Genomic DNA, 21,353 nt, shown 5'->3' on the forward strand with positions numbered 1-21,353 from the left:
AACCGTTTTCGGCGTGCGCTGGCTACTGCCCGGCGATGGACCGCGAAGCCGCCGTGGACCGCGTCGAAGAAATCCTCGACACCGTCCAGAACGAGGAGATGCCGGTGCCCGTGCGCGAACTCTGGGTGTACGGCGACGCCGCCCTCGGCCTCGACCCGGTCGAACGACTCGACGTCTACCTCACGAAGGACATCCTGATGCGCGGCGACGACGCAGACCGCGCGGGCGAGTTCGAGCGCGAGTACGGCGTGAAGGGCGTCGGGAAGACCGTGCGCGCGTCGTGGGCCGACGAGCATCCCGAGCACCTGCGCGCGAACGACAACGGCCACGTCGCACCCGAAAAGTGCCTCGGCGCGCACCTCGTCGACGACGACGAGCCCATCCACCTCGAAGTCTGCAACGCGGGCTTCGAGGACAACGTCACCCAGCGCCTCGACGGCGCGCTCGCCACCGAGACCTACGAGAACGTCCTCGACCCCCGTGGCGTCTGCCTCTGGGCCGACGGCCAGCGCAGCGACGACGCCCTCGGAAAACTCCGGAGCGGCGAACTCGTCTTCCCCACGCTCGCCGAAGCCCTGGAGATGCTCGGCGCCGACGAGCGCGAGGCCGAACTCGCCGCCGACGCCGTGAAAGCACGCCGCGAGCGTGCGACCGGCGCGACGGTTCGCGGCGACGTAGTTTGAAGTGAGAAGACGGGGCCACCGAGCGACGTGCCCTGACAGTCACCCGGCCGGGGGAGGCGGGAGCGCGGCGGTCCCGGTCGGCTCAGTCGCCGCCTGCACGCCCCGAGACTGAGGCGTCTACCTTCGCGCCGCAAAAACCTACGCTGAAAAGCGGCGCGTCTACTGCTCCACGGCGTCCTGCGCTTCGCCCTCGAACCCGCCCTCGAAGACGAAGGTCCCGTTTCGCTGGACGACTTCCCCGTCGATTTCGATGAACGACTCCTCGCTCATGTCCACAATCATGTCCGTGTGGACGGCGGAGTCGTTGAACTCGGCGTCCTCGGGGACGGCCTCGTGGACCGCCGCGCCGACCGCGAGGTGGACGGTGTCGCCCATCTTCTCGTCGAACAGCATGTTGTACGTGAACCGGTCGATGTCCCGGTTCATCCCGATGCCGAGTTCCCCGAGGCGGCGCGCGCCGTCGTCCGTGTCGAGGATGCCCCCGAGCACGTCCTCGTTTTTCTCCGCCGAGAAGTCCACGACCTCGCCGTCCTCGAATTCGAGGTACGCGCCCTCGATTTCGTTGCCCTGGCGCATCAGCGGCTTGTCGAAGAGCACTTCGCCCTCCACGCTGTCGGGCACTGGGCTCGTGAACACCTCGCCGGCGGGCATGTTCGCGCTCCCCCAGTCGTTGACCGCGTCCATCCCCGCGACGCTCATCGTGATTTCGGTCGTGTCACCGGAGACGATGCGCACCTCGTCGGCGGGGTCGAGGAGTTCCACCATCTGGGCCTGGAACTCGCGTTGTTCCTCCCAGTCCTTGTTCATCGCGTCGTAGACGAACTCCTCGTAGGCGGGCGTCGACATCTCGGCCTGCTGCGCGCCGGCCGCAGACGGGTGTGTCGTGATGACCCACCGTGTCCCGAGGCGTTCCTCCAGAATCGGCTGGTGGGCGCGCTGGCCCGCTTGGGACTTCTCCGGGGGCACGTCGCTCGTCTCGAAGGGATTCGGGCCGCCACCGATGAGGAACGTCACGTCCGTCTCCTCCATCGCCGCGAGGTCGTGTTCCTTCGTCACGTAGTCGTCCTCGTCCATCGCGAGGGCGTACGCCCGACCCGCCTCCGGAACGCTCCACGACAGCGACGGACGCGCACCGACCTCGCCGAGTTGCTCGTACAGCGCGACGACGAGGTCCTCGGCCTGCGTCGGCGCCTGAATCTGCACCATGTCGCCCTGTTCGACTTCGCCACACGTCTCGACCAGAATCTCCGCGTGTCGGCGGACTCGCTCGTCCATGCCACGACCACCGCCTCCCGCACCCATAATACCGGCAGAACCGGAAATCCAGAACCGTCGCCGCGTGTCACGCGTCGCGGCCCGAGACGCGCCCGACAGTCACGAAGAACGGAATCGTCTCCTCGCGCTCGTAGTCCGCCGTCTGCATCTGCTCGACGACCTCGCGACCCATCTCCCGCCACTCGGCGCGCAGCGCGTCGTACGCGTCGCCGTCCACGCCGCCCGCCGCGAGTTCGGCGCGCTGGTCGGCGAGGCGTTCGCCCGTGGCCTTCCGCGCCGCCGCTTCTAGTTCGGCCTCGCCGTACGGCGGTTCGACGCGACGCACGTGGTCGTACCGGGTCGTCCGCACGTCGTCGAGACCCGCGTCCGCGAACAGGTCGGCGGCGTCCGCGCCGAGGTCGACGTCCGTCGGGACGCCGCGCACGTACGCCTCGCGGGCGCGCTCGGTGAGTCGGGACTCGGCCGGAACGGTGGAGTCGACGGTGACCGCGGCGTTGTCCGGTTCCACGACAGCGACGAGGTCCGAGGACGCCCGCGCGAGCTCCTCGACGGCGGCCCGCGGGTCGGGGAGGTTGATGAGGAGGGCCTGACACACCACGAGGTCGAACGCGCCGTCCCGAACCGGGAGCCGAGTGGCGTCCCCGACGACGCGCTCGTCGGCGTCCGCGTGCGCGAGGAGTTCCGGGTCCGCGTCGAGGCCGACGACCGTCGCGTCGGATTCCTCGCGCAGGACGCGCGTGAGTTCGCCCGTGCCACAGCCGACGTCCAGCACGCGCTCGCGGGACGCTAACTGGAGGTCGGCGAGCGCGTCCCGGTGTTCCCACATGCCGCGGCGGGTCTCCGAGAGGTAGTCGGCGCTGAAGCGACGCACAGTCGGTCGAAAGGGGGGAGGGGCAAAAACTGACGGGGATTCAGGGTGCCGTCCGCCGCGCGCTCCCGAGCGTCGGGTCCATGGCAGTCGGGAGGGGGGAGGGGCAAAAACTGACGGGGATTCAGGGTGCCGTCCGCCGCGCGCTCCCGAGCGTCGGGTCCATGGCAGTCGGGAGGGGGGATGGCGTGGCGGACGCAGTTCGACGTGCCGCCGCCACCGACTTAGTTCCGCGTTAGGCTGAAACGACCGTTTTACCGTCCGGCGGTTACGCCGAGCGAAGGTCCCGCACGCGCTCGATGTTCCACGCAAAGCCCTTGCCGTCCTCGTTCGGCGTCTCCAACACGAGGGGCACGTCGTTCTCGACGATTGCGTCGTGGTTGACGAACGCGCGCATCCCGTCCTCACCGATGAGACCCTCGCCGATGTGGGCGTGCTCGTCCTTGTTCGTCCCGCACTCGTGTTTCGAGTCGTTCAGGTGGACGCACGCGAGGTGTTCGGCGCCGACCACGTCGTCCAGTTCCTCGAACGTCTCCGCGACGCCCGCTGGCGTCGAGAGGTCGTAGCCCGCCGCGAACGCGTGGGCCGTGTCCAGGCAGATGTCGAGGTCCTGCTCGGACTCCGCTATGACGTACCCGAGATGTTCGAAGTCGCCGCCGAGTTTCGTGCCCGACCCCGCGTCGCTCTCCACGAGCACGGTCACGCCCTCCGGCACGTCGAGTTCGTCGAGCGCCGACACCGCGTTGTCGAGGCCCTGCTCGACGCCAGCGCCCGTGTGCGCGCCGAGGTGGACGTTCACGTAGGGGATGTCGAGTTTGGCCGCGGCGTCCACCTCCTTTTGCATGCTGTCCACGGACTTCTCGCGGAGGTCGTCTTTCGGCGTACAGAGGTTCACGAGGTACGACGAGTGAATCACCCACGGGCCGTCCAGTTCGGCCGCCGTGCCGTCCCGGAACAGTTCGGCCTCGTCGTCGCCGATATTCGGGTCCTGCCACACCTGCGGCGAGTGCGTGAAGATTTGGCCGCAGTTCCCGCCGACGTCCAGTTCGTTCTCGACGGCGTTGTCGACGCCGCCCGCGATAGAGACGTGTGCGCCTACTCGCATACGCCCACGTTCGCGGGAGCCGGCAAAGAGGCTTCGAAGCCGGACACCGCCGCGGCGACGACGCCACTCCGGGCCGGGCTCGCCACCGAGTTACGCCTCTCGGTCGCGGGTCCACGCGTCGGTCGCGTACTTCTCGTCGGCGAGTTCGCGGGCCGCCGCCAGTTCGTCGTCGGTCCACTCGCCGACCGTCGCGTCACACCAGTCGGCGAGCGCGTCCTCGACCGCGCGGACGGCCTCGTCGCGGTCGACGCCGGATTCCTCTCGAATGCTCGTCACGCGCTCGCGGAACCTCTCGGGCGTGACGCCGGGGTCCGCGAACACGCCGAGGTGGCGCTCGGGCGCGAGGTCGTAGGACAGCGACCCGTGCTGGATGACGGCGTCGCGGGTGCGGTACTGAGCGTTCCCCGCGATTTTGCGGCCGTCGACGGTCATATCGTGGGCTGGGTGGAGCGCGCGCAGGTAACACGCCGGTTCGTGGAGCGCGGGGTGTTCCTCGGGCACGAACTCGGCGTCCACGCCCATCTCGTGGAAGGCGTCCAGAATCGGCTCGCAGAGCAGGTCGTAACACTCCATCAGGTCGCCGGGGAGTTCGTCGGCCGGTCCGACGACGCTGTAGGAGATATCCGCGAACTCGTCGTGGTAGATGCCGCCGCCGCCGGTCTGCCGGCGCGTCACGTCGACGCCCTCGCGCTCGCAGAACGCCCAGTCCACCGACTCGGCGGCCTGCCGGTACCCCATCGAGAGCGTGGACGGCGACCACGTGTACGCGCGCACCGTACGCGGCCCGCCGTCTGCCGCCGTCTCCGCGGCGACCTCCTCCAGCGCCATCTGCATCGGACCGTCGCGTGCTTCCTCGCGAATCAGCCGCCACTCCCGGTCGGCCAGTGCCATACGTCGAGTTCCGCCGGTAGCGGGATAAGCAGTTCGTCGCGGCCCGCCCGTACAAACTGGTAACCACGCTCTTTGCGCGCTCCGCCCAACGTTCGAGCATGCAGAAACCGACGACAGACGTCGAACGGCGACAACTCCTCGCACTGGTCGGTTCGGGCGTCGCGGCGGGGCTCGCAGGCTGTGCGGGCGGTGGTGACGGCGGCGACGGGACGACCGAGAGTGACGCCGTCCCCGAGGAGTACCGGACGGCGACGTCGCTCGACGGCACCGAACGCGACCCCGACTCGCTGTCCGCGAAAGGTGACGTGAACTACCAGTCCGAACCGGAGAACGGCGAGCAGTGCTCGGACTGCCGGTTCTACATCGAGGACAAGAACGACGACGGAATGGGCGCGTGCGCCGTCGTCGAGGGGAATATCGACCCGAGCGGGTGGTGTGTCTCGTACGCCGTCTACGAGGGCGGCGGGTGAGGCCACCCCACGAATTCTATATCGTAGTATAGGATTTACCGAGAGGAGTTGCCGTATTCACGAAGCCGCCAACGAAACGCGGTAGCTCCCTGCGAGCCCGCCGGAGACGCGGTGAGACCCGAGAGCGAGCGGACGACGGCCTCCGCGGGGCTTTTACCCGCCGCCGGACTACCTACTGGCGAATGGTTCGGAACGTCGCCGCCGAGATGGCGGAACTAGAACCCGAGGACTTCCACCTGCTCTCGGGCGTCGAACACGGGATGCGGTTCTCGAAGTGGGTGAACCGCGAGAAACTCCCGGAGTTCTCGCGGCTCACCGCCGAGGAGGTGGACTACCGCCTCGACCGAATGCTCGACCGGGAGTTCCTCGAACGCAAGACCATCCAGTACGAGGGCGTCCAGCTCACATTCGCGGGGTACGACGCGCTCGCGCTCAAGGCGTTCGCGGAGCGAGACACGGTCGAAGGGTTCGGCGCGCCACTCGGCGTGGGGAAAGAGAGCGACGTGTACGAGGTGCAGTCGTTCCGGCCGATGGCACTGAAGTTCCACCGCGAGGGGTACACCCAGTTCCGTGAGGTCCACCGCGGCCGGGACTACACGAGCGACAAGGAACACACGTCCTGGCAGTACACCGCGCGGAAGGCCGCCGAGCGCGAGTACGAGGCCTTGGAGACGCTGTACCCAGAGGTGAACGTGCCGCGGCCGGTCGACCAGAACCGCCACGCCATCGTGATGGAGAAGGTCGACGGGACGGAGCTCTCGAAGGCGAAACTCGACCCCGCACAGGCCAGTGGCGTCCTCGATTTGATTCTCCGGGAGGTCGCGGCGGCCTACCGCGAGGGGTTCGTCCACGCGGACGTCAGCGAGTACAACGTGTTCGTGAACGAGGACGGCGTCGTCGTCTTCGACTGGCCGCAGGCGACGCCGACCGACCACGAGAACGCCCGGGACCTCCTCGACCGCGACGTGGAGAACATCGTCGATTACTTCCGGCGAAAGTACCCCGGCGACGTTCCCGACGTCGACGAACGGGCAGTCGCCGACGCCGTCGCGAACGACGAGTTCGCCACCGTCACGGACTACTGACGCTGTTTCTCGCAGTTTTCTGTGTGCGGGCGCGAGTGCTCGAACACCGCGATGAATTACATTACGCGATATAGAATCGGTGGCCAGCGGTGGCTCGTCGCGATACCGGGCGGACGGCGACACCGGCCGAGACGTATCAAATCACCTGAAAGAGCGGTGCTGTGGGTCCGAATCGACCCCCGGCTATTTATACGGGCGCGCCGGAAACGTCGGGTGAACGTACGTTCGTCGCGCCATGACACGCACCGCCACCGTCGTCGCACTCGTCGTCCTCGTCGTCGCGTCGCTCGCCGCCGGACCCGCTGTTGCTGCGACTGCACAGCCGGACTCCGCGTCGTTCGGCGACAACTACGTCGTCGTCACGCGCGGCGACACCACCGAGATTACGGTGAGCCACTCCGGGCCCGCGAACCTCACCATCGGCAGTCAGGAGACCGGCTTCGAGGTCCGCGTCCCGCTCGGCGGGTCGGGGACGGACACCATCGAGTTTGACACGTACGAGACGACGGCCCCGAACCCGAGCGGGTTCCTGTCGACGAACGGCGAACTGCTGACCCGGCCCCTCGACGAGTCCATCGAAGCCGGCCAGTACGACCTCCGGGTGACGATGGACGGCGACACGCAGGCTGTCGGCAACCTCGAGGTCGAACCGCGCGAAGACACCACGAGTCGGCCCGGCGTCGCGCCGGACGAACTCGACTTCGAGGAGTCGAACCCGAGTAACCTCGCGGCGAGCGTGACCGAGCGCGGCGAGGTGGCGCGCGGCGACTACGCCGCGTTCGTGGTGAACGAGAGTGGACTGGAGTGGGCGCTCGACGGGTCCTCGACGGACGCGACGATGGACTCGGCGCTCACCACCGAGGTCACCGAACTCGACCCCGAGCCGAACACGGTGCCGGACACGTTCGAAGTGGACTACGTCGTCTCGCAGGTCGAGGAACGCGACCGGTTCGTATTGTTCTGGGACACCAGCGACGTGGCGGTCCACGGCGAGTCGAACAACACGTACGAACTGCGCGTGACGATGACCGAGCAGAGCGAACTCGTCTCCGAGGACCAGACGCTCGTCGAAGAGCGCGTCCGGGTCGTGGAGCCGGTGGTGGCGCTGACGGCACAGCCGTCGTTCACGCTGGCGCCGTGGGACGACGGCGAGATGCGCGTGCGCGGGGAGACGAACCTCGCGCCGAGTTCCTCGCTGGACGTGCGCGCGCTCCAGCAGTCGCCGAGCGCGCTGCTGTGGCGGCACGTCGTCGACGTCTCCGCGGACGGCACGTTCTCGGCGTCGTTCGACTTCACGGAGGCGAGCGAGCCGAACGACTTCCCGCTGTGGGTGCTCGACTACCGCGACGAGAGCGAGCAGACCGTCGAACTCACGGTCGCGGACGGCGGCCTGTCGTTCGCCGACCAGCAAGTCGAGGAGGGGAGCGTCGAGGTGACGAACGTCTCGCTGTCCCACGGCGGGTTCGTTCGGCTGTCGGCGAACGACACGACACTCGGCGTGTCGCCGTCGCTGAGCGCGGGCGACCACGGGACGGTGAGCGTGCCGCTGGTCACTGCGTTGAACGAGACGCGGACGCTGAACGCGACGGCGTACGCGGACGCGAATCGGAACGGGCGACTGGACGACGCGGACGTGCCGTACAACGTCTCGGGGTCGGTGATTCGGGACAGCGCGGCGATAGCGCCGGCGCCGAACGAGTCGGTCGGCAACGAGACGACCACGAACCGGACGACGACGCCGAACGAGACGACGCGGACGCCGACCGGAACGACGCTGCAGGTGGACGAAGCGGCGCCGTTGACGCGGGCGCCCGAGCAGTCCGGCGGCGGGTCGTCGGGCGGCGCCGTGCCGTTGTCGCCGCTCGCGGTGCTCGTCGCGCTCGCGGCGGGGGCGTCGCTGGCGTGGCGCCGCTGACCCCGACCGTTTATAGGGGGCCGGGGTACTGATTAGGGTAGTAATCTGGACTGCATGACGGGACCAACAACGCGGCCGGCCGGGGGGTGTCGGTGATGTTCGAGGACATGAGCGAGTCCGCGTTCCCGGAGTTCCTCGCGGCGTTCTGGGGAGAGAAGGGGTGGGACGCGTCGGTCACCGAGAACGACGACGGCACCTATCTCGTCGCCGGCGACAAGGAAAACGGGAACCGCGGCCTCATCGGCGTGCGGCCGAGCGGCGACACCGAAATCGGCGCGTCGGAGGTCGAGGACTTCGCGGCGTTCTGCGACAAGAAGGGCGTCGACGTGCGCGTGATGGCGACCCGCGGCCGGTTCACCACCGGCGCGCGGAGCGCGGCTGACGCGGGCGACGTCCACTTGCTCGACCCGAACGAGTTGGCGTCGTCGGTGCGCGAGGAGGGCGCCGAAGGCCTCGTCGAGGAGTACGCCGGCGGCGGCGGTGGTGGCGGGTCGCTGTTCGGCGGGCTGCCGGGGCTCCCGATACCGGTGCCGTCGGGGGTGCCGAGCGGGATTCCGGTGGTGCCGCTGGTGGCGGCGGCGCTCGTCGTCGCGGCGGCGGTGTTCGCGGGACCGACGCTGCTCGGGTTCGTGCCGTTCGTCGGTGGCGGCGGCGGTGGCGGCGACGTCGGCCCGCCGGTGACGGCGATGTCGCTCGTCGACGCGAACGAGAGTGCGGGGAACGTGACGACGGTGCGGTGGGACGTCCGCGTCCAGGACAGCGTGAGCGGCGGGAACTACACGGCGCCCGCGGGCGAGACGTTCGTGGTGGTGCAGACGAACGTGACGGCGTCCGGGTCGCCGGCGACGCTGAGGCCGGAGCAGTTCGTGTTGGCGGTGAACGGGACGAACCAGCCGGTTCGTGAGTTCTCGAACGCGAGTCGTTCGTTCCGGAGCACGCAGTTGCCGGTTCGGGTGTCGCCGGGGCAGTCGTCGCGGGCGGTGCTGGTGTTCACGGCGCCCGAGGGCTTCGACGGCGCGACGCTCGTGGAGACGTACGACGGGCCGGGCGTGCAGTTCGTGCGCACCGACCTCGCGTTCGACGTGGAGTAGGTTTCGAAGTTCTTAACCCCCCGCGGAGAGAATTCCGGGTAACTCGCTGGCGAGCGGGCTCCAGCGGGCTCCTGACGACAGTCGGGACGGGATGTGATTCTCGGGCGACCGAGAATTGAACCACGCAAGCGCCCGCGGACAAACACATGGCACGAAGCTTCTACTCCCACATCAAGGAAGCCTGGCGGGACCCGGACGACGGGAAACTCGCCGAGCTCCAGTGGCAGCGCAAGCAGGACTGGCGAAAGCAGGGCGCCATCGAGCGCATCGACCACCCGACGCGCCTGGACAAGGCCCGCGAACTCGGTTACAAGGCCAAGCAGGGCGTCGTCGTGGCGCGCGTCAGCGTGCGGAAGGGCACCGCCCGGAAGTCCCGGTTCAAGGCGGGCCGCCGCACGAAGCGACAGGGCGTCAACCGCATCGGTCGCGCGAAGAACCTCCAGCGCATCTCGGAGGAGCGCGCGTCCCGGAAGTACGTGAACCTCCGCGTGCTGAACTCCTACTGGGTCGGTGAGGACGGCTCCCAGAAGTGGTTCGAAGTCATCATGCTGGACCCGGAGCACGGCGCCATCCAGAACGACGACGAACTGAACTGGATCTGCGACGACTCCCAGACGAACCGCGCGTTCCGCGGGAAGACGAGCGCTGGCCAGCGCTCCCGCGGCCTGCAGAACCGAGGGACCGGTTCCGAGAAGGTCCGCCCGTCCACGAACGCGGGCAAGCGCCGCAAGTCGTAGCGACCCCGTTCTCTCCGTTCTCTCCGTTTTCTCCGCCGCGTAGCGTTTGCGCCGCCGTTCTCTAGAATAGCATTAATTTCCCTGATAGATTTAAGTGCGTGTGGACTGCGTGATACGGTGTAACAATGGCCATAGACCCGAACTTCGAGGAGAATCGCGAGCGGGTAGACACCCACCAGGGCCACGACGTGTGGGGGCCGGTGGAGGAGCCCGAGAAACTGGGGATTCACGGCACCCACGTCGCCGTCGACTTCGACATCTGCATCGCCGACGGCGCCTGCGTCGAGGACTGTCCCGTCGACGTCTTCGAGTGGGTGGACACCCCCGACCACCCCGAATCCGAACTGAAGGCTGACCCGGCCAACGAGAGTCAGTGTATCGACTGTATGCTCTGCGTCGACGTCTGCCCCGTAGACGCAATCGACGTGGACGCGGGTCGAGCGGGGCGGACTTGAGATGCGCACTGTCACGCTGACGAAGGGCGTGCCGGACTTCCGCGAGGGACAGGTGTCCTTCGACGAGGACGGCCACCTCGAACGCGGCGACACGCCCACAGTCATGAACCCGAACGACGAACCGGCGCTGCGCGCGGCGCTCCAGACGAAGATTCGACGCGGCGGCACCGCGAGCGTGATGAGCATGGGGCCGCCGGGGTACGGCGACGTGCTCCGGGAGGCGATGGAGTCTGTCTACGCCGACGACCTCTACCTGCTGTCGGACCGCGAGTTGGCGGCGTCGGACACGTGGGCGACCGCCATCACGCTCGCGACGGGGATTCAACATTTGGACGAGACGCCGGACATCGTGTTCGCGGGGTTCAAGACCGCGGACGGGGAGACGGGTCACACCGGCCCGCAGACGGCGTGGTGTCTGGACTGGCCGATGGTGACACACGTCGTCGCGCTGGACGTCGACGAGGACGCGGGCCGCCTGCGCGCGAAGCGCCTCGTGGAGGGCGACGTAGACGAAATCGAGACGGTGGAGGCGCCGCTCCCCGCGTTCGTCGTCACCGACCCCGAGTTCGAACCCTCGTACCGGAAGGCCGCCCACCGCCTCCAGCACAAGGACTTGCGCGAGGAAACGGTCGAGCGTGCCGTCGACCACGAGGACCACATGACGGTCTGGGACCACGAGGACCTGAACCTCGACCCGGACTTCATCGGGCTGGACGGGTCGCCGACCATCGTGTCCGGCGTCGACCCGATTCCGAAGGCGCCCGCGGAGCGCGACGCGACGATGATTTCGCCGGGCGACGCCGACGGGATGGGCGAACTGGTCGACGAGATGGCGCGGTTCGCGGGGGGTGACTGAGATGGCACTCGACCCCAGCGAGTACGACATCTCGGAACTCGGCCCCGCGATTCAGGAGGTCGAGGACGTCGAGGAACTCGAAGCGATTCTGGAGGCCGAGAAGGCCGGCAAAGACAGAGTCGGCGCGAAGAAACTCGTCGAGTCCCGCATCGAGAAGTTCACCGAGGACGAGGACGACGGCGAGGAACTCGACCCGACCGAGATGAGTCCGGCGGACCTCGCGAACGCGCTGCAGTCCATCGACAGCGAGGACGAACTGGAGGCGATTCTCGACCGCGAGGAAGCGGGCGAGGACCGCGACAACGTCAAGCGCCTCGTGAACAAGCGATTGGACTCGATTCGCGGGAGCGACGAGGGAGACGGCGAGGTCGTGGACCGCACGCCGCCCGAGGAGAAGTACCCCGAGTTGGACCACCCGACGGCGGACAAGCAGTACGTCGAACCGCTTGAGGGCGGCGCCTACGAGGACATGTGGGTGTTCTGCGAGACGAAAGACGGCGCCCTGCTGGACGTCTCCCGTGAGATGCTCGGGAAGGCGCGTCGGCTGATGGACGGCTACAACGAGGAGTACAGCCAAGACGAGCGCGTCGTCGGCGTGCTGCTCGGCGACGACACCGAGTCGCTGACCGACGAGGTCGTCGCGCTCGGCGCGGACGTGGTCGTCCACCAGCAGGACCCCGAACTGGAGCGGTTCCGGCACAAGCCGTACACCGAGTTGTTCTCGGCGATGGCGAGAGCCGGCGGGGAACTGGACGAGGAGCCCGACGCCGGGGATTCGTCGTGGCGCGAGTACGACGAACCGCGGTACGTGCTCTTCCCGGCGACGAACAACGGCCGGGACCTGTCGGCGCAGGTGCAGGGCGAACTCGACTCCGGGCTGGCGTCGGACTGCTCGGGGCTGTACATCGACGACACCGTCATCTCGAACCCCGCGAAGACGGGCCGCGAGGGCGAGAAAAAGGAGTTCGAGCGCGTGCTCCACATGAAACGCCCGGACTTCTCGGGGTTCGAGTACTCCACCATCCTCTGTCTGGACAACCCGACGCGGGAGTTCCACCCGCAGGGCGCGTCCGTGATTCCGGGGAGTTTCGACGCCCCGGAACCCGACCCGGAGCGCGAGGGCGAAGTGTACGAGTACGACTTCGCGTTGCCCGAGGCGTGGTTCCGCGTCGAAGTCACCGACTACGACGACCTCGACGCGGGCGTCGACCTGACGGGCCACGACGTGGTCGTGGCGCTCGGCCGGGGCATCGGCGACGACCCCACCGAGGGGATGGAACTCGGCCTCGAGTTGGCGGACGCGTTCGAGGACGCCGCCCTCGGCATCACCCGGGGCATCGTCACGTCCTCCTACGACTTCGACGGGCACGTCGAGCAGTACGCGAAGGAGGAACGCCAAATCGGGGAGACCGGCCAGGTGGTCGAACCGAAGTTGTACGTCGCGGCGGGCGTCAGCGGCGCGGTCCAGCACAAGGTCGGGATGGACGAGTCCGACACCATCGTCGCCGTCAACACGGACCCCGACGCCGACATCAGGGACTTCTCGGACTACTTCGTGGAGGGCGACCTGTTCGAGGTGTTGCCCGCGCTGATCGACGCGCTGGAGGACGGGGAACTGGACGTCGAGGGACTCGCGGCCGGAGGTGCAACCGATGACTGACGACTACGAACACTACGAGGCGGTCGTGGTGGGCGCCGGGCCGGGCGGTGCGGCGGCGGCGGCGGCGCTCGCCGAGCACGGGGTAGAGACACTCGTCTTGGAGCGCGGCGTCGACGCCGGGGCGAAGAACGTCAGCGGCGGCCTGCTGTTCGCGGAGGAGTCGGCGCCGTACACGCTCGACGGTCTGTTCGACGGCTTCCGGGAGGGAGCCACCGAGCGCCCGGTGACGGAGTCGTACATCCACAACGTCGCGGGCGAGCAGGTCCACACCATCGACCTCGAAGGCGTCCACGAGGACGGCACCGCGTGGTGCGATTCGGTGCTCCGTCGGGAGATGGACTCGTGGCTCGCCGAGCGCGTCCACGAGAAGACCCGGGAGACGGGCGGCGGCCTGCTGACCGAAGTCCGCGTGAACGGCCTCCTGCGGGAGAACGGGGAGATTGTCGGCGTGACCTGCGACGAGCTCGACCCGATTCGGGCGGACGTCGTGATTGCCGCGGACGGCGTGAACTCCGAACTCGCGCGGGACGCCGGGCTGATGGACTGGGACGACCCCGAGGAGTGGTTCCAGGGCGTGAAGGCGGTCATCGACCTGCCGGAGGGCGCCGTCGAGGAGCGCTTCGACGTGCCCGCGGGCGAGGGCGCCTCCCACCTGTTCGCGGGCGATCTGTTCGACGGCGTCCGGGGCGGCGGGTTCCTCTACACGAACGACGACACGCTCTCCATCGGGACGGTGTTCCACCTCGACTCGCTCGAAGACGAGGGCGCCGAACCCCACGAACTCCTGAACGGCCTGCTCACGCACCCGCTGCTCGCGCAGTGGGTGGACGGCGAGGACGACGAGATAGAGTACTCGGCGAAACTGGTGCCGGACTCGAAGAAGGTCGCGCACCCGTCGCCACACGAGGACCGCCTCCTGCTGGTGGGCGACGCCGCCGGGCAGATGCAGGCCCAGGGCCCCATCATCAAGGGGATGAACCACGCCGTGTCGGCGGGCGGCCTCGCGGCGGAGGCGTTCGTGGAGGCGCGCGTCCGCGGGAACGCGACGGCGGGCGACCTCTACGAGCAGAAACTGCACGACGAGGGCGTGATGGACGACCTGCGTCCGGCGCGCTACCGGGCGTCCCGCGGCGTCACGGAGAGCGACGCCGTGGAGTCGCTGACGAACGCCGTCGTCGAGTCGCCGCTGGGCCGAGTCGGCCTGCGCGCGCTCGACGGCACCGTCGAGCGGCTGTTCAATTCGTCGTTCGTGCTCGGGATGATTCCGGACACGAAGTCGTCGTACGTGACGATTCCGACGGTGCTCGCGGAGGAACTCGGCGAGCGAATCGAGGGCGAGTCCGACGTGGAGCCGCCGAGTCTCGCCGACCGCATCGGCGACCTGACCTACGACACCGACATCGGGAACCCCCACATCGAGGTGCGCGACGAGTCGTACGCGGCCTCCGGGGCGGCGGTGTCGGCGTGTCCGGTGAGCGCCGAGGACTTCGGCGGCGGCTGTTATCGCTCCGAGACCGTCGAGCGGGACGGCCGCGAGGAGCGCGTCGTGAGCCTCGACACCCAGCCCTGCGTGGAGTGCGGGACGTGTGCGGTGGTCGCGGACACGGACTGGGAGCACCCCCGGGGCGGGAAGGGCGTGGAGTTCGAGCAGGGATGACCGGGCGCTCGCGGTACTGGGACCGGGTTCGCGAGATTGCGGACCGGGCACAACGCCACCGCGAGCGCTTCGACCCGCCGTCGGCGCCGCCGGACGAGGAGCGCGCGATGACGTTCCTCCGCGAGGGCGTGGGGCCGGCGGTGTCCGTGTACGTGGAGGGCCGTACCGGCGGGGAGCGCGTGCCGTTCACCGACGTGGAGGTGTCGCTGCTGGAGCGGTCGCTGAACAGTTGGCTGTCGCTGTACGCGGCGTGTTACGGCGTCGAACTGGAGACCGATTACTCGATTCGGGAGGCGGCGACGGTGCTGGTGGACACGCGGAACGTCGCTGACACGGCCCAGTTGTTGACGCGAGTGCCCGAGCGGTAGCCCGCGAATTGAACGTTGCGTGGTAACACGCGACAAAGAATTATGTGGAGTGGATGTGTACGAACAATCATGAACGTCGAGCAGAGACTGGAGTTCGGCCACGACGACCGGGAACGCATCTACAACTACGTGGAACGGCACGGAGAGACCACCTACGACGACGTCGAGCGTTCGCTCCACCTCGACCCGCGGGGCATCCGCCACCACGTCGCCATCCTGCGACGCGACGGCTACCTCGAAATCGACGACGGCACCATCGCCGTCGCCTTCGAGGACGTCGCCGCCGAGGAGCACCGCGACGGCGACACGGAGTTCGTCGTACGACCCGCCCACCAGTCCGACCTCGCGGGCCTCGTCGGCGCAATCCGGCAGGTCGCCAGCGAGCGCACGTACATCGAGGCCGAGTCCGTCGCGGACATCCTCGACCACGAGGAAGTGCTCCTGCGGCACAACGAACTCGAAGAGCGCATGTTCTTCGTCGCCACCGTCGGGAGCGACGTGGTCGGTTGGGTCCACATCGCGGGCTCCGAACTCGACAAACTCGCGCACACCGCCGAACTCACCGTCGGCGTCATCGAGGCGTACCGCGGCCACGGCATCGGCAGCCACCTGCTCGAACGCGGCCTCGCGTGGGCCCAGAGCCACGGCTACGAGAAGATGTACAACAGCGTCCCGGCGACCAACGAGGACGCCGTGGCGTTCCTCGAAGCGAACGACTGGGAGACCGAGGCGGTGCGTGCGGACCACTACAAACTCGGCGACGAGTACGTCGACGAAGTGATGATGGCCGTCAGGCTCTGATGGCGTGCGCGGAGGACGGCTGTACGCGACCGGCGGCCGTTCGCGTGTTCGACCCGCGCGGCTCCGACCGCGACGTCTGCGTTTCCCACGCCCGCAGTCTCGCCCAGCGCGAGGGCGTCGTCGCCAGCCCAATCGAGGGCGCCGACGCCGAGTGGCCCTAATCCTCGAGGAGTTCGCGTTCGATGTCCGCGCTCCCGCCGAGCGCCGCCGACAGCCCGCGGGTGAGCGCGTCGAAGAACGCGACCAGCGGCCAGAGCACGAGCGCGATGTACCGGACGGGCCGGGCGACCAAGAGCGCCCACGACTCGGCGTTCGCCAGCCCCCACGACTTCGGGAGAATCTCGCCGCAGACGAGCACGAGCGCCGTCGCCGCGAGCGTGGTTCCGACGACGGCGAGTTCGGGCGGGAGGTACGCCACGAGCAGGACCGTGAGGACGCTGGAGATGGCGATGTTCACGACGTTGTTGCCGACGAGAATCGTGACGAGCAGGCGGTGTGGGTCCTCGCGGAGGCGCTGTAACTCGGGGCCGCGGTCGTCGCCCGCGGCGAGTTCGTCGATTCGGTCGGGCGTCAGCGAGAACAGCGCTATCTCCGTGCTGGAGAAGAACGCCGACACCGCGAGCAGGACGGCGACGAGCGCGAGCGACGGAAGGAGCGGGACTGGAGCCATACCGGACGTGACGGGGAACTGCGACTAAGGCGTTGGCGTCACTCGCAGACGCGGGTCGCGGGCGGGTCGGCGGTGTGGGTGCGCGCGTCGACGGTCGTCTGGCCGTCGTCCGCCTCCGAGGCGACGAGCGTGAGGGTCTGCGTGTATCCCGAGTCGGGGACCGGCCAGTCGGCGGTGCCGTCGCCGGCAGCGGTCGCGTACTCGACGACGTACTCGCCGCCGTCGCTCGTTCGAAAGGCGGTGGTGCGTTCGCCCGGCGCGACGGCGACCGACTGGGCGAACGCGGCGTCGCCGTCGGCGTCCGAGACGGTCACGTCGACGGTCACGTCCTCGCCAGTGTCGTTGACGACTTCGAGGACGCCCGTGTGTTCGACGGATTGTGACTCGTAGTGGCAGTTCTCGGTCGTCTCAGTCGAGGTGGCCGTCGGTTGGGTCGTCGCAGTCGGGGTCGCGTCGGTAGTGCCGGTCGTCGTGGAGGGCGTTCCGTCCCCGGACTGACTGCCGGCACAGCCGGCGAGTGCGAGCAGACCGGCGACGAAGCCGCGGCGGGTCGCGTCGGTCACGCGACGACTGTCGCGGAACTGCTACGAGTGCCTTGTGGTCAGACGCCGTACACGACCCAGATGCCGGCCGTGGTGACGACCGTGAGGAGCAACTGGAGCGGGAGGCCGACGCGGGCGTAGTCGCCGAACTCGTAGCCGCCCGGCCCGTACACCATCAGGTTCGTCGCGTAGCCCGTGGGCGTGAGGAACGCCGTCGAGGCCGCGAAGAGCACCGCGAGGACGAAGGACAGCGTCTCGGCGCCGACGCTCGCGGCGGTGTCGACGGCGACGGGCGTCATCAGGATGGCGCTCGCGGCGTTTCCGACGAGGTTCGCGAGCGCGGCGGTGACGAGGTACGTGACGGCGAGCACGGCGATAATCGGGAGCACCGACGAGGTGGCGGCGAGCTGTTCGGCGACCCACGCCGCGCCGCCGGTGTCGCGGGCGGCGACGCCGAGCGGGTAGATGCCCGCGAGCAGGAACACGACGTTCCACGACACCGCGCCGTAGGCGTCGGTGGGCGAGATGACGTCGGTGGCGGTGACGACGACGACGCCCGCGAGCGCCGCGATGACGACCGGAAGCACGCCGACGGCGGCGAGGCCGACGACGCTCGCGACGGTGCCGAGGACGAGCGTCGTCTCGCGGTCGAAGACGGGTTCGGGTTCGGTCTCCGGGGACTGGCTCGGCCCGACGCCCCGGGTGACGACCACGTCCAAGTTCTCCACGAGTTCGGCGAGGTTGCGCTCGCGCACCTGCAAGAGGAGGGTGTCGCCGACCGCGAGGCGGTGGTCGGCGATGCCGTCGCTCCGGACGTCGTCGCCGCGCTTGAGCGCGAGCACGACGGCGTTGTGGTAGCCCGCGAGGTTCGCCTCGCGGACGGTGTCGCCGACGAACCGCGACCCCTCCGGGAGCACGACTTCGACGAGGTTCCCGCGACCCTCCCTGAGGTGCAGGTCGCGCGTCGAGACGGTCTGCCGGGGTAGCTGTCGGAGGTCGTACTCGGTCGCGAACTCGTTGACGGCTTGGAGGTTCCCGCGCACGGTGAGGGTGTCGCCCGGTCCGACCGTCTCGTCGGTCCGGGTGGCGAGGTAGCGCTCGCCGTCCCGGGAGAGTTGGAGGACGGCCACGTCGACGGCGGCGTCCGAGACGGTGGCGCGCACGTCGTCGAGGCGCTGGCCGGCGAACGGCGACCCCTCGCGGACTTCGAGGCGCGCGAGGCGCGCCGACACGCCGTAGGTCTCCGCAAGCGTCGCGGAGGGAGAGACGCGCTCGGGGACGAGTCGGCGGCCGACCGTGAGGAGGTAGACGACGCCGGTGACGAGCACGAGCACGCCGACGGGCGTCATCTCGAAGACGCCGATTTGGCGGCCGAGCGCGTCCGCGGCGAGCGCGCTCACGACGAGGTTCGTGGAACTACCGAGCAGCGTCAGCGTCCCGCCGAGCATCGCGGCGTACGACAGCGGGAGGAGGAACGCGGAGGGCGACCGGCGGGCGCGCGAGGCGAGGTCGGTCACCATCGGCACGAACACGGCGACCACGGGGACGTTGTTCACGACGCCCGCGGAGAGACTCGTAGTGCCGACGACGGCGCCGAGCAGGCGGGAGTCGCTCCCGTGCGCGAACGCCTCGATGGCGTCCCCGACGTGTTCGATGACGCCGGTCTGTCGGACCGCCTCGCTGAGCACGTACATCGCGACGATGGTGACGGTCGCGGGGTTCGCGAACCCGACGAGCGCGGTGTCGGCGTCGACGCCCGTCCACGGTCGGAGGACGTACAGCGCGACGAGCACGCCGATGGCGGCCACGTCCGGCGGCACGGCTTCGCTCGCGAACAGCGCGAGCGCGACGGCGGCGAGACCGAACACGACCAGCGCGGGCGTCGGCGGGAGCGCCATTGGAGGCCTGTCGCGGAACAGCTACATAGCCGTGACGCCGCGCTACTCCCAGTAGTCCACGTCGCCGTCGCGGCGGTAGTAGCCGTCCAGCGTCCGGCCGTCGCGGCCGCCGGGCGCCGACCCGGCGAACACGCCGAGTTTCCCCGAGTCGGGGTAGACGGTGACGTCCGGGTCGTTCATCGTGGAGACGGCGAGGTAGCGCAGGACGCCCTCGGAGTCGTTGACGACGCGGTGGGCGCCCGACTCGTCGGCCGGGAGCGCGACGTAGTCGCCCTCGCTGAGAGAGTGCGACTCCCCGGCGAGGCGGAGCATCCCCTCGCCGACGAGCACGTAGATGGCCTCCTCGTTGCCGGTGTGGTAGTGGTACGGCCACGACTTCGCGCCCGCCGGGAGTTCGTAGAGGCTACACCCGAGTTCCTCGCCGGCGACGGCCTCGCCGAGTTGTTTCCGGCGCATCCGGGCGTCGCCCTCGTCGATGTCGGTCCACTCCACGTCCGACTCGTTCGCGATGGTCACGCCCGGAGCGACGGCGTCCGGGGAGAAAGGTGTGTGGAGTGGTTTCCCGTGGGTTACTCCGACCACTCGGCGTCCGCGAGCGTGCGCTGGACGGCTTCCTCGCCGACGGCGGTGGCGAGCGTGCGGAAGCCGGCGCGCTCGGCGCGGTCGTCGGCGTCGGCGACGAGGCGGGAGACGATGAACTCCGGCGTGGACTTGCCGACGGTGTCGAATCTCGGCTGGTAGTCCACGAGCAAGTCGAGGTCCTGACTCAGCCCCTCGGCGAAGATGCCGTCGGTGCGCGCGGCGTCCGGGAGGGGTTCGAGGTCGTCCGCGAGGTGGGTGACGAACACGCCGAGGGCGTCCTCGTCGACGGTGAGCGTGACGAGGCCGTGGAGCAGGTCGGCGGCGCTCCCGGGTTCGGTGATGGCCTCGAACTCGTCGACGAGCATCAGCGTGCGGTCGCCCGTGGAGAGCGGCGGCACCACGGAGTTCAGGGTGGCTTCGAGGACGCCCGCGTTGAAGGAGGCGTGGCGGCGGTGGAAGACCACGGAGTCGACGGCGCCGACCTCGGCGCGCGCGGCGGGCACGGGGAGCCCCATCTGCGCGAGCAGGGCGACCTGACACAGCGTCTCCAGCAGGGTCGTCTTCCCGCCGGAGTTCGCGCCCGTGAGGACGGTGACGCGGTCGCCAGTCGGCGGGCCCGAGAGGTCGTGGTCGCCGACGGCGTACGTAATCGGCTGGACATCCTCGCCGTCGGCGGCGAGCGCGAGGTTCCGAGCGTCCTCGACGGCGACGGCGTCCCGGTCCACGAACTCCGGTCGGGTGAGGTCGTGGGCGTCCGCGAACCGCGCGAGCGAGAGGTGGAAGGCGAGGTCGCTGACCGCGTCGACGGCGTCCTCGACGTCCTCGTGGGCGTTCGAGATGGCGCCCCGGAGGTCGGCCTCGACCTCGTCCTCGCGGTCGCTCGCGCGCTCCCGGATGTCGCCCGCGAGTTCGCGGAGCGTCGTGCTCACGAAGTCGGGGGCGTCGGCGGCGTCCGGCGCCATCGCGTTCCGGACGAGGCGGGGTTCCACGTCGGCCTCGCTGGCGACGTACTGGACGAACGCCTCGCGGAACTCCTCGGTGCCCTCGACGCCCTCCGAGCGCACCGCTTCGAGCACGTCGAAGGTGTCGCGTTCGAGGCGGTCGAGGTCGGCGACCTGCTCGCGGAGGCGGTCGAGTTTGGCGTCCGCGCCGTCGCGCACGCCGTCGTCGTCGAGGTGCCGGAGCGCGTCGGCGGCGTCCTCCAGTCGAGACCGGTCGAGCGCCGCGACGGACGCGAACACGCCCTCCGTGGCGCCGGCGTCGACGAGCGCGAGCGCCGTCTCGACGGCGGCGAGTCGGCTGTCGCCGTCGTGCTCGGCGAACACGTCCAGCACCGACTCGCGGGTGTCGGCGTCGAGGTCCTGCCACGTGTCGCGAGCGGCGGCGACCCGGTCGAGGCGGTCGGTCATGGCCTCGCGCTCGGTCAGCGGCGTGAGCACGCGGATGCGGTCGCCGGCGTGGTTCGTGACGGCGTACTCGGCGGCCAGCGAGACGAGGTCCTTGTAGACGGCGCGGGCGTCGTCGGTGGCGAGCGCGTCCAGTCCCTCGCCGCCGTTCGCGCGCCGCAGGATGCGCGTCGCTCGGCCCCGCGAGATGCCGGCGTCGACGAGCGCGCGGACGTCGGCGCTCTCGATGGCGTCGACGGCGTCGGGCACCCCGAGTTCGGTTTCGAGGCGCTCGGCCGTCTTCGGGCCGACCCCCCAGTACTCTTCGAGTCGCATACCGCGGGATGCGGGAGGACGGG

At 69.2% G+C, this 21,353-nt stretch carries 22 protein-coding genes; 13 read left to right on the top strand and 9 right to left on the bottom strand.

All coding sequences use genetic code 11. The features are described from left to right. Positions 1 to 35: 35 nt before the first annotated feature. Positions 36 to 683: a DUF7095 family protein gene (locus tag LT972_RS11815; RefSeq protein ID WP_232570583.1), complete on the top strand. Its 648-nt coding sequence runs from the start codon at positions 36 to 38 to the stop codon at positions 681 to 683. Between the two features lie 159 nt (positions 684 to 842). On the opposite strand, the gene LT972_RS11820 is transcribed toward LT972_RS11815, so the two are convergent. The 4 genes from LT972_RS11820 to LT972_RS11835 form a co-directional block, all read right to left on the bottom strand. After that, positions 843 to 1,958 carry an aminopeptidase gene (locus tag LT972_RS11820; RefSeq protein WP_232570584.1) on the bottom strand — a complete coding sequence of 372 codons (1,116 nt, stop codon included), beginning with the start codon at positions 1,956 to 1,958 and terminating at the stop codon, positions 843 to 845. Between the two features lie 67 nt (positions 1,959 to 2,025). Further along, positions 2,026 to 2,829, bottom strand: coding sequence for a class I SAM-dependent methyltransferase (locus tag LT972_RS11825; protein WP_232570585.1), 804 nt, complete (start codon positions 2,827 to 2,829; stop codon positions 2,026 to 2,028). Between the two features lie 265 nt (positions 2,830 to 3,094). Next, positions 3,095 to 3,931: a deoxyribonuclease IV gene (locus LT972_RS11830; protein ID WP_232570586.1), complete on the bottom strand. Its 837-nt coding sequence runs from the start codon at positions 3,929 to 3,931 to the stop codon at positions 3,095 to 3,097. Positions 3,932 to 4,021: 90 nt separating this feature from the next. Continuing rightward, complete coding sequence (locus LT972_RS11835) at positions 4,022 to 4,822, bottom strand: lipoate--protein ligase family protein (RefSeq protein WP_232570587.1); 801 nt, start codon at positions 4,820 to 4,822, stop codon at positions 4,022 to 4,024. Between the two features lie 98 nt (positions 4,823 to 4,920). Here LT972_RS11835 and LT972_RS11840 point away from each other — a divergent pair, with 98 nt between their 5' ends. From LT972_RS11840 to LT972_RS11895, 12 genes are all read left to right on the top strand, one after another. Further along, entirely contained in the window at positions 4,921 to 5,292 is a 372-nt protein-coding gene (locus LT972_RS11840) for a high-potential iron-sulfur protein (protein ID WP_232570588.1), read from the top strand. 182 nt (positions 5,293 to 5,474) lie between these two features. After that, the gene (locus LT972_RS11845) at positions 5,475 to 6,377 is read left to right on the top strand and encodes a serine/threonine-protein kinase RIO2 (protein ID WP_232570589.1); all 903 of its coding nucleotides are present in this window, start codon (positions 5,475 to 5,477) and stop codon (positions 6,375 to 6,377) included. Positions 6,378 to 6,612: 235 nt separating this feature from the next. After that, on the top strand, positions 6,613 to 8,292 hold the full coding sequence (locus LT972_RS11850; RefSeq protein ID WP_232570590.1) for a DUF7282 domain-containing protein: 1,680 nt from the start codon (positions 6,613 to 6,615) through the stop codon (positions 8,290 to 8,292). 95 nt (positions 8,293 to 8,387) lie between these two features. Then, positions 8,388 to 9,383 carry a restriction endonuclease gene (locus LT972_RS11855; RefSeq protein WP_232570591.1) on the top strand — a complete coding sequence of 332 codons (996 nt, stop codon included), beginning with the start codon at positions 8,388 to 8,390 and terminating at the stop codon, positions 9,381 to 9,383. A 146-nt stretch (positions 9,384 to 9,529) separates the two neighbouring features. Then, complete coding sequence (locus LT972_RS11860) at positions 9,530 to 10,120, top strand: 50S ribosomal protein L15e (protein ID WP_232570592.1); 591 nt, start codon at positions 9,530 to 9,532, stop codon at positions 10,118 to 10,120. Positions 10,121 to 10,245: 125 nt separating this feature from the next. After that, positions 10,246 to 10,575 carry a 4Fe-4S dicluster domain-containing protein gene (locus tag LT972_RS11865; protein WP_232570593.1) on the top strand — a complete coding sequence of 110 codons (330 nt, stop codon included), beginning with the start codon at positions 10,246 to 10,248 and terminating at the stop codon, positions 10,573 to 10,575. A 1-nt stretch (position 10,576) separates the two neighbouring features. Further along, entirely contained in the window at positions 10,577 to 11,431 is an 855-nt protein-coding gene (locus LT972_RS11870; RefSeq protein ID WP_232570594.1) for an electron transfer flavoprotein subunit beta/FixA family protein, read from the top strand. A 1-nt stretch (position 11,432) separates the two neighbouring features. Further along, positions 11,433 to 13,091: an electron transfer flavoprotein subunit alpha/FixB family protein gene (locus LT972_RS11875; RefSeq protein WP_232570595.1), complete on the top strand. Its 1,659-nt coding sequence runs from the start codon at positions 11,433 to 11,435 to the stop codon at positions 13,089 to 13,091. Next, positions 13,084 to 14,748, top strand: a complete 1,665-nt coding sequence (locus tag LT972_RS11880) for an FAD-dependent monooxygenase (RefSeq protein WP_232570596.1) — start codon at positions 13,084 to 13,086, stop codon at positions 14,746 to 14,748. Before LT972_RS11875 ends, LT972_RS11880 begins: the two co-directional genes overlap by 8 nt. Further along, positions 14,745 to 15,116 (top strand): hypothetical protein, encoded by a 372-nt coding sequence (locus LT972_RS11885; RefSeq protein WP_232570597.1) that lies wholly within the window; start codon positions 14,745 to 14,747, stop codon positions 15,114 to 15,116. The genes LT972_RS11880 and LT972_RS11885 overlap by 4 nt, the downstream gene beginning before the upstream one ends. Positions 15,117 to 15,185: 69 nt before the next feature. Next, positions 15,186 to 15,917, top strand: a complete 732-nt coding sequence (locus tag LT972_RS11890) for a GNAT family N-acetyltransferase (RefSeq protein WP_232570598.1) — start codon at positions 15,186 to 15,188, stop codon at positions 15,915 to 15,917. Then, positions 15,917 to 16,078 (top strand): hypothetical protein, encoded by a 162-nt coding sequence (locus LT972_RS11895; protein ID WP_232570599.1) that lies wholly within the window; start codon positions 15,917 to 15,919, stop codon positions 16,076 to 16,078. Before LT972_RS11890 ends, LT972_RS11895 begins: the two co-directional genes overlap by 1 nt. On the opposite strand, the gene LT972_RS11900 is transcribed toward LT972_RS11895, so the two are convergent. From LT972_RS11900 to LT972_RS11920, 5 genes are read right to left on the bottom strand one after another with little or no spacing between them, the layout of a single operon-like run. Continuing rightward, entirely contained in the window at positions 16,075 to 16,587 is a 513-nt protein-coding gene (locus LT972_RS11900) for a CNNM domain-containing protein (RefSeq protein ID WP_232570600.1), read from the bottom strand. The genes LT972_RS11895 and LT972_RS11900 overlap by 4 nt on opposite strands. Positions 16,588 to 16,625: 38 nt before the next feature. Next, a complete protein-coding gene (locus LT972_RS11905) occupies positions 16,626 to 17,150 on the bottom strand; it encodes a hypothetical protein (RefSeq protein ID WP_232570601.1) in 525 nt (174 codons plus the stop codon). A 38-nt stretch (positions 17,151 to 17,188) separates the two neighbouring features. Then, positions 17,189 to 19,027, bottom strand: coding sequence for an SLC13 family permease (locus LT972_RS11910; RefSeq protein WP_232570602.1), 1,839 nt, complete (start codon positions 19,025 to 19,027; stop codon positions 17,189 to 17,191). A gap of 42 nt (positions 19,028 to 19,069) precedes the next feature. Next, positions 19,070 to 19,543: a cupin domain-containing protein gene (locus LT972_RS11915; RefSeq protein ID WP_232570603.1), complete on the bottom strand. Its 474-nt coding sequence runs from the start codon at positions 19,541 to 19,543 to the stop codon at positions 19,070 to 19,072. Between the two features lie 53 nt (positions 19,544 to 19,596). Then, positions 19,597 to 21,330 carry a MutS-related protein gene (locus LT972_RS11920; RefSeq protein ID WP_232570604.1) on the bottom strand — a complete coding sequence of 578 codons (1,734 nt, stop codon included), beginning with the start codon at positions 21,328 to 21,330 and terminating at the stop codon, positions 19,597 to 19,599. Positions 21,331 to 21,353: the final 23 nt, after the last annotated feature.

It is taken from the genome of Halobacterium litoreum (assembly GCF_021233415.1).
Lineage (GTDB): Archaea > Halobacteriota > Halobacteria > Halobacteriales > Halobacteriaceae > Halobacterium > Halobacterium litoreum.

Excerpts from the sequence above, each read along its gene's own strand:
- LT972_RS11815 (WP_232570583.1), top strand. The coding sequence starts at position 36 with ATGGACCGCGAAGCCGCCGTGGACCGCGTCGAAGAAATCCTCGACACC.
- LT972_RS11820 (WP_232570584.1), bottom strand. The coding sequence starts at position 1,958 with ATGGACGAGCGAGTCCGCCGACACGCGGAGATTCTGGTCGAGACGTGT.
- LT972_RS11830 (WP_232570586.1), bottom strand. The coding sequence starts at position 3,931 with ATGCGAGTAGGCGCACACGTCTCTATCGCGGGCGGCGTCGACAACGCC.
- LT972_RS11835 (WP_232570587.1), bottom strand. The coding sequence starts at position 4,822 with ATGGCACTGGCCGACCGGGAGTGGCGGCTGATTCGCGAGGAAGCACGC.
- LT972_RS11840 (WP_232570588.1), top strand. The coding sequence starts at position 4,921 with ATGCAGAAACCGACGACAGACGTCGAACGGCGACAACTCCTCGCACTG.
- LT972_RS11845 (WP_232570589.1), top strand. The coding sequence starts at position 5,475 with ATGGTTCGGAACGTCGCCGCCGAGATGGCGGAACTAGAACCCGAGGAC.
- LT972_RS11850 (WP_232570590.1), top strand. The coding sequence starts at position 6,613 with ATGACACGCACCGCCACCGTCGTCGCACTCGTCGTCCTCGTCGTCGCG.
- LT972_RS11855 (WP_232570591.1), top strand. The coding sequence starts at position 8,388 with ATGTTCGAGGACATGAGCGAGTCCGCGTTCCCGGAGTTCCTCGCGGCG.
- LT972_RS11860 (WP_232570592.1), top strand. The coding sequence starts at position 9,530 with ATGGCACGAAGCTTCTACTCCCACATCAAGGAAGCCTGGCGGGACCCG.
- LT972_RS11865 (WP_232570593.1), top strand. The coding sequence starts at position 10,246 with ATGGCCATAGACCCGAACTTCGAGGAGAATCGCGAGCGGGTAGACACC.
- LT972_RS11870 (WP_232570594.1), top strand. The coding sequence starts at position 10,577 with ATGCGCACTGTCACGCTGACGAAGGGCGTGCCGGACTTCCGCGAGGGA.
- LT972_RS11875 (WP_232570595.1), top strand. The coding sequence starts at position 11,433 with ATGGCACTCGACCCCAGCGAGTACGACATCTCGGAACTCGGCCCCGCG.
- LT972_RS11880 (WP_232570596.1), top strand. The coding sequence starts at position 13,084 with ATGACTGACGACTACGAACACTACGAGGCGGTCGTGGTGGGCGCCGGG.
- LT972_RS11885 (WP_232570597.1), top strand. The coding sequence starts at position 14,745 with ATGACCGGGCGCTCGCGGTACTGGGACCGGGTTCGCGAGATTGCGGAC.
- LT972_RS11890 (WP_232570598.1), top strand. The coding sequence starts at position 15,186 with ATGAACGTCGAGCAGAGACTGGAGTTCGGCCACGACGACCGGGAACGC.
- LT972_RS11895 (WP_232570599.1), top strand. The coding sequence starts at position 15,917 with ATGGCGTGCGCGGAGGACGGCTGTACGCGACCGGCGGCCGTTCGCGTG.
- LT972_RS11900 (WP_232570600.1), bottom strand. The coding sequence starts at position 16,587 with ATGGCTCCAGTCCCGCTCCTTCCGTCGCTCGCGCTCGTCGCCGTCCTG.
- LT972_RS11910 (WP_232570602.1), bottom strand. The coding sequence starts at position 19,027 with ATGGCGCTCCCGCCGACGCCCGCGCTGGTCGTGTTCGGTCTCGCCGCC.
- LT972_RS11920 (WP_232570604.1), bottom strand. The coding sequence starts at position 21,330 with ATGCGACTCGAAGAGTACTGGGGGGTCGGCCCGAAGACGGCCGAGCGC.